This window comes from Pseudoalteromonas sp. NFXS53 (assembly GCF_056629255.1).
On sequence record NZ_JBWVBR010000017.1, the window covers coordinates 1 to 14300 of the forward strand.

The following is a 14300-nucleotide window of genomic DNA, read 5'->3' on the forward strand; positions in this document are numbered from 1 at the left end:
GATTAAACCTGATGATAGCTGCGTTAAAGATTTCTCATTTAGAACAACTAAATAACGAAATATTTGCCTTGCTACCACAAGGTTTTCTTGCCTCAAAATAGACCACTTAGTTAAGCGGATTGGTATAATTTTGAATTAGCAAGACACATAAAAAAAGCCCGAGTTAATCGGGCTTTTTTATTGCTTCAATAAAGGCTCATTACTTGTCGAACGCGCGCTTCATAAAGTTAGGTGTAGCTAATGCGCCATGATGAATACCGACATTATAGTATTCAGTATCGAAAGGTGCTGATTCTGCATCTTGCTCACGGAAACCATTGAACTGTTCACCTTTACGGGCCATAGTTGCAGACCATAAACCGCTTGGGTAAATTGGTTGCGGGAAAGGCAGTGTTTGTAAATCAGTAAAACCGACGTCTTTCATCGCATCGCGCATTTCTAGCAGCAGTGGCATGTGCATAAGTGGTGATTCACTTTGCTGGATCATGATTCCGCCTGGGCGCAGCGCATTTAGACAACTTGTATAGAAAGCGTGGTTAAATAAACCTTCACCTGGACCCACTGGGTCTGTGCCATCAACAATGATCACATCAATTGATTCTGGTGTCGCTTCGCGCATGTACTTGATGCCATCATCAAACATCACTGTTGCACGAGGGTCGTTGTTTGATTCACATAATTCTGGGAAGTATTTCAGTGACATTTGAGTCACTACTTCGTCTATGTCGATTTGCGTTACTGTTTCAACACCTGGGTGTTTTAGTACTTCACGTAATGTACCGCAGTCACCACCACCAATAATCACCACGTTTTTAGGTGCAGGGTGAGAGAATAGCGCAGGGTGGCTCATCATCTCGTGATAGAAGAAGTTTTCACGAGTACTTACCATAGTACAACCATCGATGATCATCAGGTTGCCAAAATCAGTTGTTTCAAACATCTCAACTTTTTGGAAAGGAGACTGAATTTCATCAAGCTTTTTATTGATGCGTAAAGAAAACGCACTGCCATCGCGATCACTGATCTCGGTAAACCAACGGTTTGCTTCTAAATTCGACATAAGAATTAAATCACACTGTAAATTGTTAACGGCGCATTTTGCCAGCGCCCGAGTTTATGCTCAATCTTTATTTAATGATGTTGGGGCAGTTTTTTATACTTCAATCTTCCCCAGTGTTTTCCATTTTCAATTTGTGGCGTCTTACTCTAGATCTGCAATTAAAAACACATTATTTCAATACGTGGTAGCGTTAAATATAGATTGTTAATTTATAGCTTAGCTGCAACTGAGCAAAATGAGTAAAAATACAGTCGCAAATGCGCAAACTGCATATTAAAATGCATGTTTTGCTAGTTTGTTTAAGAGGTCGAGATGACTTGGGGTTTAGATACCGCGCGAGCAACATATAACGTAGCCCATTGGAGCGATGGCTACTTTGATATCAACGAGCAAGGTGAGCTGGTTGCGTTTCCTGATAAGTGCCAAAGCAAGGCACCGATCTCTTTTACAAAGTTAACTGAAGAATTTAAAGCACAAGGTTTAACTTTACCTGTGCTTGTTCGTTTCACCGACATTCTGCAAGACAGAGTCGATACCATGACCAATGCGTTTGCAAAAGCATGCGAACATAAAGGGTATCAGGGCGACTACACGTGCGTTTATCCAATAAAAGTAAATCAGCAGCGCTCGGTCGTAAGTAAGCTGCTTGCTCATCCAAGTGGTAAAGTGGGCTTAGAGGCAGGTTCTAAACCTGAGTTGATGGCTATTTTAGGACTAGCAAAAAAACCGATTAAAATCGTGTGTAACGGTTATAAAGACAGTGAGTTTTTGCGCTTGGCATGTATTGGTCAAGCGATGGGTCATCACGTTAATATCGTAGTCGAAAAGCTCTCTGAGTTAACAACTCTACTGAAAGAAATCGATGACTTAGGCATTGAGCCTGCAATTGGTATTCGCATTCGCCTCAACTCAGTTGGTAAAGGCAAATGGCAAAATACCGGTGGTGAAAAAGGTAAGTTCGGTCTTACTGCAGGTCAAGTGCTTGAAGCAGTTGAGATGCTCAAAGCTGCGGGCAAATTACACTTAATGCAGTTAGTGCATTTTCATATCGGCTCGCAAATCGCCAATATCCGCGACATTCAACGTGCGTTGATTGAATGTGCTCGTCATTTTGCAGAGCTCTCTAAAATAGGCGTACCACTTTGCACCGTTGATGTAGGCGGTGGTTTAGGTGTTGACTATGAGGGCTCGGGTTCGCGCAGTGCTTGCTCGATGAACTACACGGTTGAAGAGTATGCGAAAAACGTGGTGTCTGCGTTTGCGGATGTATGTGAGCAGCATGGTTTAACGCAGCCTGCAATTATTACGGAATCAGGCCGCGCACTGACAGCGCATCACGCAGTGTTGATCACTGATGTCATTGACGTTGAAAAAGCCCCGAATCAAGTTGAAGTCAGTCAACCGGATACCGACGCACACACAATTCTACAAGAGCTATATGGTGTCTTTCAGCAAGTGTCACCGCGTATGGCACTAGAAAGCTACCACGATGCGATGCACTTATTCAGCGAAGCCCATGGTCAGTATGTGCATGGCTTAGTGAGTATGTTGCAGTGGGCACAAATTGAGCAGCTGTACTTTACGATTCTGCATAAAGTTCGCAGCGCGCTAGACAGTAAATCGCGCGCACATCGCGAAGTGCTAGACGACTTAAATGAAAAGTTAGCCGATAAGCTATTTGTTAACTTCTCTTTATTCCAATCGCTGCCAGATGTATGGGGTATTCAACAGCTATTCCCTGTGATGCCAATTGAAAACTTGCATACGCCATTGACTCAACGCGCGATTATTCAAGATATTACCTGTGATTCAGACGGTCAGATCAGAGAATATGTTGAAGGGACGGGCATCGAAGCGAGTTTGCCTATTCCGCAATACAATACCGGTGACCAATATCATATTGCGATGTTTATGGTCGGCGCATATCAAGAGATCTTAGGTGACTTGCATAACTTATTTGGTGATACCGACTCTGTACATGTTGAAATGACTGAAAACGGTTATCAGTTAACCAATGCCATTAAGGGTGATAGCGTCACCGATGTATTGAAGTTTGTGCATTATGAGCCGAGTTCGCTTGCTGAGAACTTCCAGCAATTAGTGTCTGAGTTAACTATTCCTGAGTCGCAAAAACAGCAGTATTTAGCTGAACTACAAGCGGGTCTAGAAGGCTACACTTACTTCGAAGACTAGTGCGAGTTTTAGCCTCCACTTTTGTGTTTGCCTAAAAAACGGTATTATTCACACGCTATATGGCGATATAAGGTGTATCGCCATACTCGTGTTGTGGTAAAGGAAGTCATTCATGTCGTTTTTTCGCAGTATCTTTAGTTTATTATTCTATTGTTTGAACACCTTGTTTTGGTGCGTCCCAATTTTTGTTTTTGGGGTGATCAAGCTGATCCCAATAAAACCACTACAGACCTTATTTGGCGCGTTAGCCAAAGGCTGTGCCAGCAATTGGGTTGCCTGCAATAGCCTGATCCAAAACCTTTTCACGCCGTACAAAATAGAGTTAACAGGGCTTGATACTTTAAAGCGTAAAGACTGGTATCTGGTGATTGCAAATCATCAAAGTTGGGTGGATATTTTGGTGCTGCAACGCGTACTCCATAACCGAATTCCATTCTTAAATTTCTTTTTAAAGAAAGAGTTATTGTATGTGCCATTTTTAGGCATTGCCTGGTGGGCGCTGGACTTTCCGTTTATGACGCGCAGCAGTAAAAGCCAGCTAAAGAAAAACCCTAAGCTTAAAGGCAAAGACATCGAGACCACGCGCAAAGCCTGTGAAAAGTTTAAAACCATGCCAGTGAGCATAGTGAACTTTGTTGAAGGTACGCGTTTTACACCTGATAAACACACTCGTCAGAAAAGTCCGTTTAAGAATTTACTTAAGCCTAAAGCAGGCGGTATCGCCTTTGTAATGCAAGCTATGGGCGAGCAAATCAATCAGATCGTGAATGTCACCATTCATTATCCAGATGGCATTCCTACTTTTATGGATTTTGCCTCAGGCAAAGTAAAGCGAGTGCAAGTCCATGTTGAAACACAAGGCGTAGATGACAAACTGGTTGGCGACTACAGTGGTGATAATCAGTTTAGAGTGCAGTTTCAAGCGGAGCTTAATACGCTTTGGGAGCAAAAAGACGCTCAATTAGAAAAGCTGAAATAGGCTTTGGAGATGCGTGTGCTAATAAATGTAATGCAATTAATTAGAGGAGCAGTTGCGACAGCTGTTTTAGTGCTTAATACCGCATTGTGGGGCACGTTGATCTTTTTACTTGGACTGGTGAAGTTGGTTGTGCCCTTGGCGTTGGTTTCTCATACGCTTCATGGTTTTTATAAATGCTGGTGTCGAGGCAATTATTTTGCACTCAAACTCAGTGGCGTACAGTTTTCGACAGATATCGCACCTCAGGTTAATGCACAAGGCTGGTACTTGTTGGTGGCAAACCACATTAGTTGGTTAGACATTATTGTTCTCACAGCCATTGATGCCTTGCCAGCACCGAAATTTTTCTTAAAAGACGAATTGAAATATGTGCCGCTGATTGGCTCAGGTGCTTGGGCCCTAGGCATGCCATTTATGAAGCGAGCAAGCAAAGCGCAAATCGCGAAAAACCCCAAGCTAAAGGGCATGGACGTGGCGCGCACACAAAAAAGTTGTAAGAACTTTAAACACCATCCTACAACTGTGATTAATTTTGCCGAAGGCACACGTTTTACCACTAAAAAGCATAGCAAACAGAGCTCACCGTTTAAGAATCTCTTGAAGCCAAAAGCGGGCGGTACGGCCTTCGCACTGCAAGTATTGGCTGAGCAGTTAGATGGCTTGATCAGCACTACTTTGGTTTACCGTTCTGACAGCCAGAAAATTTTTCAAAGCTTTATGTTAGGCAAATTGTCAGCCATTGATGTTAAGCTAGATTTTGTGCCATTAGCGCAAGTGCCGCAGGGTGATTATCAACAAGATAAAGCCTATCGCGTCACTTTTCAGCAGTACCTAAACGCACAGTGGCAGAAAAAAGACACGCAGATAGATATATTATCAACTCAGCAAACCAGTAGTAGCGCGACAGAGAAGGAAGCTTCGCAACTATGACAGACATACATTTGACGCAACTGATAGAGCCTTGGTTTGATAGCTCAATGGCGTCACAGTGGTTAACCAATACCGTGGCAAACCTAACTGGTTTATGTGCACTTTGCTTGTTGTATTTAGTGACTCGCCGATTGGTTTTACCTAGCCTACAAAATATCATCACACGCTTCTCTCCCAGTCGTATTGGGCAGTTGAGTCTACAACTTAATAAACTATCTGGGCGTCTTTCGGCACTTATTTGCTGTGTGCTGTTTTTAGGCTTCTTTGAGCGGGTATTTGTTGCGCCTGAATGGCTATTTGCCATTGGTAAAGTGGTTGGGCAAATTCTGTTAGTGATTATTTCTGGTTTGCTGTTTAGCGCCTTTATTAATTTGGGTCATGGTATTTATCAGCAACTGAAATTTGCCAAAGAGGTACCTATCCAAGGCTTAGTGCAGGTTGCGAAATTAATTACTTTTATTGTTTGTGCCATTTTATCAATCAGCCTGTTAATTGATAAATCACCCACTTATATTTTATCGGGTTTTGGTGCCATTGCAGCGGTGACGCTATTGGTGTTTAAAGACACTATCTTAGGTTTAGTGGCGAGCATTCAAATTGCAGCCAATCGTTTGGTGAGCATTGGTGATTGGATCCAGGTCGATGCCTTTGGCGCAGACGGCGAAGTGCTTGACTTAGGGTTAAATACGGTACGCGTGCGAAACTGGGACAACACCATAACGACTATCCCTACCTATCAGCTTATCTCAGACTCATTTAAGAATTGGCGTGCTATGCAGCAATCGTCGGGCAGACGGATAAAACGCCCTATCTATATTGATATGCATAGCTTGCAAACTTGGTCAGAAGAACAAATTACCAGCAAAGCGAACGAATTAGGTTTTGAGATAGATGCAGGTCAACCCCTGAGTAATGTGTCTGTATTTCGTAAATATGCTGAGCATTATTTAAGGTCTCACCCTAAAATTAGTAAAGAGTGTGTGCTCATGGTGCGCTCTTTAGCGCCCAGTGAAAAAGGGCTGGGGTTAGAGGTGTATTGCTTTAGTAGCAACACGCAGTGGGTGCCCTATGAGCAATTGCAAGCTGAGATTATCGAGTATCTAGTTGCTAAGTTAGTTGATTTTGAATTACGCCCTTTCCAAGCAGTCACGGGCCAGTTAAAACTTGACTAACTTAATGCCTTGCTAATACTTATAATTGTTTGAAAGCGGGTGTGTTCTTAAAAATGATTGAATTGACCACTTATTTAAATAGTCGGTTGATATAATTTTTTAGCATATTGAGTCGTAAAAAAATTGTCATAAAGTGCATAATTTGAACTGTGCATATGGTACAGTGCGCCTGTTGCGCTATACGAAGTCGTATAGTTTTTTTGTGGCATTTGATACGGAGTTAGAAATCACGCAAAGCAATAGGGAGGTGAATAGAGGTAATTTGATTTGACGAAATATACAGCTATCACAGTTTTTTTCTTGTTGTTTGCCCGAGCAGCTTGGGCTGATCACACCATACATGTGGCTATTGACCACGCGCCTCCTTTTAGTGAAATAGATAGTCAAGGTGAAAGCCAAGGCTTGATCATCGATATTGTCTCTGAGTTACTGAAAGACGCTCACTCAGACTACAAAATTAAACCCGTTCCATGCCCGTTTTCTCGTTGTGTACGTATGCTTGCCCAAGGGCAAGTTGATGTCATGGGCGGCCTGATTAAAACCAATCGCCGTGAACAAACCATGGCATTTGTGCAACCGCCCTATATGGTCTTGTCGTCTTCTTTTGTTTTTTATGCCAATAAAAACAGTGATATTGAAGTGAACAACTTTGACGAATTACATGGCAAACGTATTGCGGTAATGCGCGGAGGCGCCTATTACAAAGAGTTTGATGAAGACAAAACACTCAATCGAGTGCAAGTGAATTCTGAGCATGTGGCGTTTGATTTACTACTGAAAGGGCGGGTTGATTTAGTGTTGTCGGTTGAAGAAACCGCAGAAGTGGCGATGAGAACATTGAACCAACCGTTTGAGCAATTAAAGAAAGTGAATTATCGCCATACCAACAACATCTATGGTCATATGGCGTTTAGCCAACGCTTTGCAAAAACCAAGCTGGCGATAAAGCTGCAAAGAAAAATGATAAAGTTGGCTAAATCAGGGCAACTCAATAAATTGGTTGCCCCATACCAGTTACCGGCTATTCCATCAGCTTTAATCACAGAGTAACCATCAGCGGCCCATAAAAGTCACGCGTTTAATAAGGCCGTCAATCACCTCGTAAGCGGCTATTACGGTTACGCTGTTGTCTATTACATTTGCATCTTCACTGGCTGATTCAGCCAGCTCGTGATCCACCAAAACATTGCCTTCTACCATGCGTTTTAGTGAGCTAGCATTAAGATATTTCAAAGAGGCGAACTTCTGACCATATCGCTCAATCAGCTTATCTTTACCTTGATATTGTAACCCTCCAGGGAAGGCATGAATTTCAACATCATCGTGATATGTCGCAGCAAAGGCGACGATATCACGGTTGTTATAGGCGTCGAGTTGTTTATCAACGATGGCAATGGTAGTCAGTTCAATGTCTGTCATGAGATCCTCAGAATTAAGGTGTCAGGTTTAGGCTAAATGCCTTTTCTCGTTTTTAGTGCGCCAGCTATGGCAAACAATAAAGCGGCACACACAATAATGATGTCAGCATAAAAAGGTGGCGTCTGGATGCTTAGTAAAGTCCCAACCGTCGTCAATAATAAGCTGCTTGTGTAATAGCTCATGATGATTCTGTCCATGACCTACTCCTTTATATAGTGATGGTTACTGTACAGGTCTGTTTAAGCAATGAATAAATACAAAATACCTGCGCCCACAAGCCCACCAAATAGGGCTGCAGCACCTAACATCATTAAATGTAGTTTCATGTTAACGGTTGTTTGGTTGCTATTGTTAGCCTCAGCCTCATCAAGGTTGATAAGAGATGACTGCTTTACTTCGAATACCGCACACAAGCTCATCATGGTTTCTCGGCTGGCTACGCCCTCTTTTTCAACCCGTTGAATAGTGCGAAGACTCAAGCCACACGCATCTGCCAATGACTGCTGGGTCCAATTTTTGTCATCTCTTAGCTGTTTTATGGTTTTTTGGTTTAGTTGCATGGCAGTCTCCTAAAGCGTACTGCCGTACCAGCGACCAAGAAAGTAGCCTGCTGCAACGAAGGCTGCGCCAAAAACGAGGCCATAACAAAAGAAGGTGGCAAATGCTTTCACCATAAGTTTTGTGTTTTGTTCAAATGGCTTTAATGTTTTCTCGCCAATGACTGAGTCATTTTTCTTTACTATACATTTAGTTTCAGAAGTGAGCATATCGAATACATCATAGATAACGGTCCAATTAGCGCCTTCATACTCAAAAGTATGCTTACTTTTAAAGCCTAAGTTACGTTTCTCAGAAACCAACTCATCATTGATATAGACATACTCTTTGCCGTTTAAGAAATTGGCTTTACAAGCTATTTGGTTATCCCCATCCTGAAAATACAATTCAAAAGGTAGTTTCTTAGGTAGTGCTTTTTCTTCATTGTTGATGCTATGAGTCATTGTGCATATTCCCTTAGTTGTTTTGATTAAGTTGGGATAAGCATATTCGGTACGTCAGTATAAAGCGCCGACAGCAATATGTCAGTGCCTTTTTTGTCATAAGACAGCGGCTGTCATATGTTCTAACCTATTAATTTATAAGCTAATAAAAATTACATTAAAGAGTGGTATGACAGTGAGGTGGCAGAGTGAAAGAGCGCTTTGCACAGGGGCAAAGCGCAAAAGGTTAGAAAATATTGCAAATATCGTCGGCTTTACAGGTGATCACCGTCACATTTTGATAGCCGATACGAGTCAACTGCTCTGCGGCAAATACTGCACGACCGCCTGCAGCGCAGTGCACATAAATGGGTTTTTCGGCATCTTTCACGATTTCAGGTAATTTAAATTCTAGTAAACCCCGTGGCACATTGATTGCGCCAGTAGCTGCTTTTTGCGCGTGCTCTTGAGGCTCGCGTACATCAACAAGTACCCCCTCATTGACTTGAATTTCTTGCTTTGCTTGCTCTGCGCTAATGCAGCGCTGGTTAGGACGAACTGTTTTTAATACATCTTGAACAGGAGTCAACATTGAACTATTCCTTAATACCGAGTCGTTTTAAAAAAGTGATCATCGGACACCAAAGCGTGAAAGATGATTGAATTAAATTTATAGCAATAAATACCGTAAACCACACAAAGTTTTCGTGTACGAAGTAGGTTAACAGTAAAGAAATTAACACCATAGTGCCTGCGATTAAGCGCAGTAATGGATGCATAGTCATAGCTCACCTCAAAAATTCAGAACAGAAGACATCAGTCATAACTAGTTTATTAGAAAGATCTAAATTAGCAAGTTCTAATATTAGACTTTTCTAATGTATGGTTTATACTTGTTGAAAATCGACCGTGGGGACATGTATGCAAATTGAAGATATGGCGCATAACGCAGAGCAAGCAGAGCAGTTATTAAAAATGATGGCGAATAAAAACCGCCTGATGATCTTATGCAGTTTGTTGCAAGGTGAAATGAGTGTGACGCAGTTAAATGAGTCGATACCGTTAACTCAATCGGCACTTTCTCAGCATTTAGCCGCCTTACGAAAAGCCGAATGTGTTGCTACGCGTCGAGATGCGCAAACGATTTACTATCGCCTTACCGATCCTAAGGTTGAGGCGATTTTGCAGCAGCTTTATCAACTCTTTTGCCAACCGGGTGAATAATGATGGGATTAGAAAAAGCCATTTCGGCAAGCTTACAGGGTCGTATCCCCGTAATGATCTTGTTCTTATCGCTGGTGATGGGGGCAATGGCCCTGCAATTTACGCCGCGTGAAGAAGAGCCACAAATTGTGGTGCCTATGCTCGACATTCATGTGCAGGCGCCAAACATAGGTGCGCCTGAAGTGGTACGTTTGGTGACGGAGCCACTCGAAAAGTTATTGCGACAAATCCCCGGTGTTGAGCACGTTTACTCAACTACACAAACCGGCCAAGCGGTTGTGACGCTGCGCTTTCATGTTGGTGAAGACAGAGAAAACGCCATTCTCAATACCTACAGTAAGCTTTATGCTCACCAAGAGCAGATGGCACCGGTGATCAGTAATTGGCAGATCAAGCCCATAGAAGTCGATGATGTGCCCATTTTAATGTTGGGCTTGTACTCGCAAGACCCCCGTTTATATGGCGACTATGAACTCACGCGCTTTGCTCAAGAGTTATCTAATCACCTGCAACAAATTCCTAATACCAGTGCCATTGAAGTGCTCGCAGGTCGTACCCGTCAAGTTCAAGTTAATTTAGACATTAGTGCGCTGTCTGCACACCAAACCACGCCTTTAGATGTATTACACGCGCTGCAAGTGTCGAATCAATTACAGCAAGTCGGTCATCTGGTGACGGGCAAACAGCAAATTCAACTTCAAGCGGGCGATGTGCTTCGCGATGTAATACAAGTGGCGAGCCTGCCGGTGAATGTCGTGAACGGTCAGCAAGTATTATTAAAAGATGTTGCAACAGTCACCGATGGCCCAAGCGAGCCAAATCAATATCAGTGGCTTGCCATTGATGATGTGCAGCAAGATTTACCTCTCGTTACCCTCAGTGTTGCCAAGCAAAAAGGCAGTAATGCCGTGGCGGTAGCCGAGCAAACACTGGCAAAGATGGCACAGCTTAAAGCCGAGTTACTGCCCGATGAAGTGGATTTCAAAGTGCTGCGTAATTATGGCGAAACGGCCAATGAGAAAGTAAATAATCTCACTGCGAGTTTGGCCTTTGCGGTCTTTACTGTAGTGGTCTTTGTCGGGGTCTTTCTAGGCTGGCGCCCAGCGATTGTGGTTGGCTTAGCTGTGCCTATTTGTTATGGCATTACACTGGCACTAGATTTTGCCTTTGGTTATACCATTAATCGCGTCACCTTATTCGCGCTTATTTTGTCTTTAGGTTTATTAGTTGATGATCCAATTACGGGCGTCGATAACATCAGCCGCTTCTTAAAGCATGGCAAGAAATCAGACTCGTCAAGCAAGCGTATTCTTGGCGCGATGAGTGAGATTAAAGTGGCGTTGTTGATGTCGACGTTAACCATTGCGGTGGCATTTGTACCAATGGCATTTATCACCGGCATGATGGGGCCTTACATGGCACCGATGGCGTTTAATGTGCCGGTGAGTGTGGTGGTCTCAACCGTCGTGGCCTTCTTTGTCACGCCTTGGCTTGCCAAAAAGCTGCTTAAAGGTCATGAAATCGAAGAGCCAGAAATCGGTGAAGGTAAGAGTATTTACAGCAAGTTAGTGATGCCGCTATTAGACTCGAATAAGAAAGCAAAGTGGTTGCTGTGGTCGGTATTGGTGCTGTTTATGCTGAGTGCGAGTTTACCGGTATTTAGGGCGGTGCCGCTTAAGTTGCTGCCGTTTGATAACAAGAATGAAGTGCAAATATTGGTTGAGCTACCAGAGGGCAGTTCGCTGGAGCAAACCAGCTTAGTGGCGCGTCAAGTACAGCAAGCAGCATGGCAGCTTAATGAGATTACTGCGGTTGCCGCTTATGTCGGTCAACCTTCGAGTATGGACTTTAATGGTATGGTGCGCGGTTATTACCGTCGCCATGCTTCGCATCTAGCTGACTTGCGCGTATTACTGAACGATAAAACCGAGCGTGACCACCAATCTCATGGGGTGGTATTGCGTTTACGTCAGGCGCTGGCAGGGTTCAATCAAAATGGTATCAAGGTCAAAGTGGTCGAAGTGCCACCGGGTCCGCCAGTGTTAAACACCTTAGTGGCTGAAGTCACCGCCGACCCATTTGTAGATACGCAAGTGCATCATGAGGCGGCAAATGCGCTGGCTAAACGTTTAGCAAAAGAGCCTCATGTGGTTGAAGTCGACACCTCTATTGCTGAGCTCGCCCCTTTAGCGCGTTTTGTGACGAACAAAGAGAAAGCAGCGTTATCAGGCATTAGCACCCAAGATATCAGCCAAACCCTACAGATAGCCAGCCAAGGTATGCCAGCGGGAGTGCTATATACCCCGTATGAAGCCATGCCAGTACCGGTGCAACTGCAAGTACCATATGAAGTGCGCAATCAATGGCAGTCTTTGGCGGCCGTGCAGTTAACGGGTCAACAGGCTTTAAGTAAAGTCGCCAATGATTATGGCTTAGATAGTGCGGCACGACCTTTGGTTGCACTGTCTGAACTTGGTCAGTGGCAACAGCATCATGTTGAACAGCCGATTATGCGCAAAGACCTGCAAACTGTGGTGTATGTGATGGCGGAGTTAAATGGTCGTACGCCTGCAGAAGTCATCGCCGATGTGGTTGCAGATGAGAATCGCACTGAGGAAGAGTATCAACCTTGGCAAACGCGCACTTTCATAAACTCAGGCGGCACACAAGGGTGGCAAATGCTTGCAGGTACCAGCTATAGCTTTGGCGGAGAAGGTGAGTGGCGCATTACCGTTGATGTGTTTAGAGATATGGGTATTGCCTTTGCTTTTGCACTCACAGCGATATTTATCATACTGCGTATGCAAACGGGCTCGAACCGTTTGGCGCTGATAATTATGTCGGCCATCCCATTGACCATGATTGGCATTATGCCGGGTTTTTGGGCACTGAATCAATTTGGCGAACGCGTGATTGCGGGCGCACCTGAGCCAATTTTATTCACCGCCACGGCCATGATAGGCATGATAGCGCTGGCAGGTATCGTCATTCGTAATTCACTTATTTTAGTTGAGTTTATCAATCAGGCTCGAGCTGAAGGCATGGCATTAAAAGCGGCTTTGGTGCGCGCAGGTGAAGTGCGTATGCGCCCAGTGCTACTCACCGCAGGCACGACTTTATTGGGTAATGCGGTGATCATCCTCGACCCCGTATTTAGTGGGCTGGCTTTGGCCATTATGTTTGGCATTATCGCTTCAACTATTTTCTCGTTGTTAGTGGTGCCAGTGGTGTATTTCTTAGTTTTCAAATCAACCGAGCAACAGGGGCAGCAAGATGCAACAAGTAACTAAAATTGCAGGGATCAGTGCGGCGATGGGTGTGTTAGCGATTGCCATTGCGGCCATGGCTGGGGTGTTTAACGAAAAAATGCCCGCGGGCACAAAAGCCCTTGCTGAAGAATATAATGGTCAAACTCATACCGTGAGTTTACAAGCTGTAAAAAGCGCCGAAGTTGTTAGCGGCAGTGTCGATGCCAAGTTTAATACGCGCGTGTCGAGCCGGGTGCTGGCGCAGTTAAAAACCTTGCACGTACGTGCGGGCGATACTGTATCGGCGGGGCAGTTAATCGCAACCCTTGAAGATGCTGACTTAAAAACACAAGTTCAGCAAGTTAAGGCTCAGCAAAGCGCCAATGACGCCCAGCTTGCACAAGCTAAAAAGCAATTAGAACGTGTGGTTGCACTAAAAGTCCAAGGGCTTGTGGCACAAAATCAGGTTGATGAATGGCAAACCAAAGTGAATGAACTAGAAGCGCAGTCGGCGGCTTTGGTTCAGCAGTTGGAAGGCACACAAGTTGCCTTGGGATACACCAAAATTCATGCGCCAATCGATGGCAAAGTGGTAGAGCGCTTACAAGAGCCTGGCACTATGCTGAGCCCTGGCATGGCGATTGTGTCTTTATATAACCCGACTAAGTTACAAGTTCATACGCCGGTGCGTGAACAACAAGCTGCTTTTTTACGAGTCGGCGATAAATTAAAAGTGTTTGTGCCTGCCGTTGGCTTAACCGAGCATGCGCAAATTAGTGAAATTGTACCGGTTGCTGATAAGCAAGCGCGCCGTTTTGCCATCAAACTTGATATCGGTTTTGCCAAAGAAGTCAAACCAGGCATGTATGCACAAGTCTTTCTGCCGGGTGAAGAGCAAGTCACCATTGTGATCCCTCGTAAACTGGTGAAACGCTATGGGCAATTGACTATGGTTGAAGTGGTTGAGCAAGGACAATTGCAAAAGCGCTATGTTCGCTTAGGTGAAGCCGTAAATAACAGTGACGTGCAAGTACTGGCAGGGTTAGAAGCGGGCGAGAAAATCGCATTGAAGCCTGCGATTTAAGAGACGGAACG

15 protein-coding genes are annotated in these 14300 nt (G+C 44.1%); 8 read left to right on the forward strand and 7 right to left on the reverse strand.

From position 1 onward, the window contains the following. Positions 1-199 precede the first annotated feature (199 nt). Positions 200-1060 carry a polyamine aminopropyltransferase gene (gene speE, locus AC1HJP_RS16325; protein ID WP_480362708.1) on the reverse strand — a complete coding sequence of 287 codons (861 nt, stop codon included), beginning with the start codon at positions 1058-1060 and terminating at the stop codon, positions 200-202. 312 nt (positions 1061-1372) lie between these two features. On the opposite strand from speE, the gene speA reads away from it, so the two are divergent. The 5 genes from speA to AC1HJP_RS16350 all read left to right on the forward strand — a co-directional run bounded on the left by speA (position 1373) and on the right by AC1HJP_RS16350 (position 7384). Next, on the forward strand, positions 1373-3253 hold the full coding sequence (gene speA, locus AC1HJP_RS16330; protein ID WP_480362709.1) for a biosynthetic arginine decarboxylase: 1881 nt from the start codon (positions 1373-1375) through the stop codon (positions 3251-3253). A gap of 112 nt (positions 3254-3365) precedes the next feature. Continuing rightward, positions 3366-4232, forward strand: a complete 867-nt coding sequence (locus AC1HJP_RS16335; protein ID WP_480362710.1) for an acyltransferase — start codon at positions 3366-3368, stop codon at positions 4230-4232. A 30-nt stretch (positions 4233-4262) separates the two neighbouring features. Then, positions 4263-5162, forward strand: coding sequence for an acyltransferase (locus AC1HJP_RS16340; protein WP_480362781.1), 900 nt, complete (start codon positions 4263-4265; stop codon positions 5160-5162). Then, on the forward strand, positions 5159-6334 hold the full coding sequence (locus AC1HJP_RS16345; protein WP_480362711.1) for a mechanosensitive ion channel family protein: 1176 nt from the start codon (positions 5159-5161) through the stop codon (positions 6332-6334). The genes AC1HJP_RS16340 and AC1HJP_RS16345 overlap by 4 nt, the downstream gene beginning before the upstream one ends. 267 nt (positions 6335-6601) lie before the next feature. Next, positions 6602-7384, forward strand: a complete 783-nt coding sequence (locus AC1HJP_RS16350; protein ID WP_480362712.1) for a substrate-binding periplasmic protein — start codon at positions 6602-6604, stop codon at positions 7382-7384. A 3-nt stretch (positions 7385-7387) separates the two neighbouring features. Here AC1HJP_RS16350 and AC1HJP_RS16355 read toward each other — a convergent pair whose 3' ends face one another. From AC1HJP_RS16355 to AC1HJP_RS16380, 6 genes are all read right to left on the reverse strand, one after another. Further along, positions 7388-7753 (reverse strand): nuclear transport factor 2 family protein, encoded by a 366-nt coding sequence (locus AC1HJP_RS16355; RefSeq protein WP_480362713.1) that lies wholly within the window; start codon positions 7751-7753, stop codon positions 7388-7390. 32 nt (positions 7754-7785) lie between these two features. Further along, positions 7786-7950, reverse strand: a complete 165-nt coding sequence (locus AC1HJP_RS16360; protein ID WP_480362714.1) for a hypothetical protein — start codon at positions 7948-7950, stop codon at positions 7786-7788. Positions 7951-7992: 42 nt separating this feature from the next. After that, positions 7993-8313: a helix-turn-helix domain-containing protein gene (locus tag AC1HJP_RS16365; RefSeq protein ID WP_480362715.1), complete on the reverse strand. Its 321-nt coding sequence runs from the start codon at positions 8311-8313 to the stop codon at positions 7993-7995. Between the two features lie 9 nt (positions 8314-8322). Then, a complete protein-coding gene (locus AC1HJP_RS16370) occupies positions 8323-8754 on the reverse strand; it encodes a hypothetical protein (RefSeq protein ID WP_480362716.1) in 432 nt (143 codons plus the stop codon). A 226-nt stretch (positions 8755-8980) separates the two neighbouring features. Continuing rightward, the gene (locus tag AC1HJP_RS16375; protein ID WP_480362717.1) at positions 8981-9325 is read right to left on the reverse strand and encodes a rhodanese-like domain-containing protein; all 345 of its coding nucleotides are present in this window, start codon (positions 9323-9325) and stop codon (positions 8981-8983) included. Between the two features lie 4 nt (positions 9326-9329). Beyond that, complete coding sequence (locus AC1HJP_RS16380) at positions 9330-9518, reverse strand: YgaP family membrane protein (RefSeq protein ID WP_138477730.1); 189 nt, start codon at positions 9516-9518, stop codon at positions 9330-9332. A gap of 136 nt (positions 9519-9654) precedes the next feature. On the opposite strand from AC1HJP_RS16380, the gene AC1HJP_RS16385 reads away from it, so the two are divergent. From AC1HJP_RS16385 to AC1HJP_RS16395, 3 genes are read left to right on the forward strand one after another with little or no spacing between them, the layout of a single operon-like run. After that, on the forward strand, positions 9655-9957 hold the full coding sequence (locus AC1HJP_RS16385) for an ArsR/SmtB family transcription factor (protein WP_421964918.1): 303 nt from the start codon (positions 9655-9657) through the stop codon (positions 9955-9957). Then, complete coding sequence (locus tag AC1HJP_RS16390; RefSeq protein WP_480362718.1) at positions 9957-13247, forward strand: efflux RND transporter permease subunit; 3291 nt, start codon at positions 9957-9959, stop codon at positions 13245-13247. Before AC1HJP_RS16385 ends, AC1HJP_RS16390 begins: the two co-directional genes overlap by 1 nt. After that, positions 13231-14289 (forward strand): efflux RND transporter periplasmic adaptor subunit, encoded by a 1059-nt coding sequence (locus tag AC1HJP_RS16395; RefSeq protein ID WP_480362719.1) that lies wholly within the window; start codon positions 13231-13233, stop codon positions 14287-14289. The genes AC1HJP_RS16390 and AC1HJP_RS16395 overlap by 17 nt, the downstream gene beginning before the upstream one ends. Positions 14290-14300: the final 11 nt, after the last annotated feature.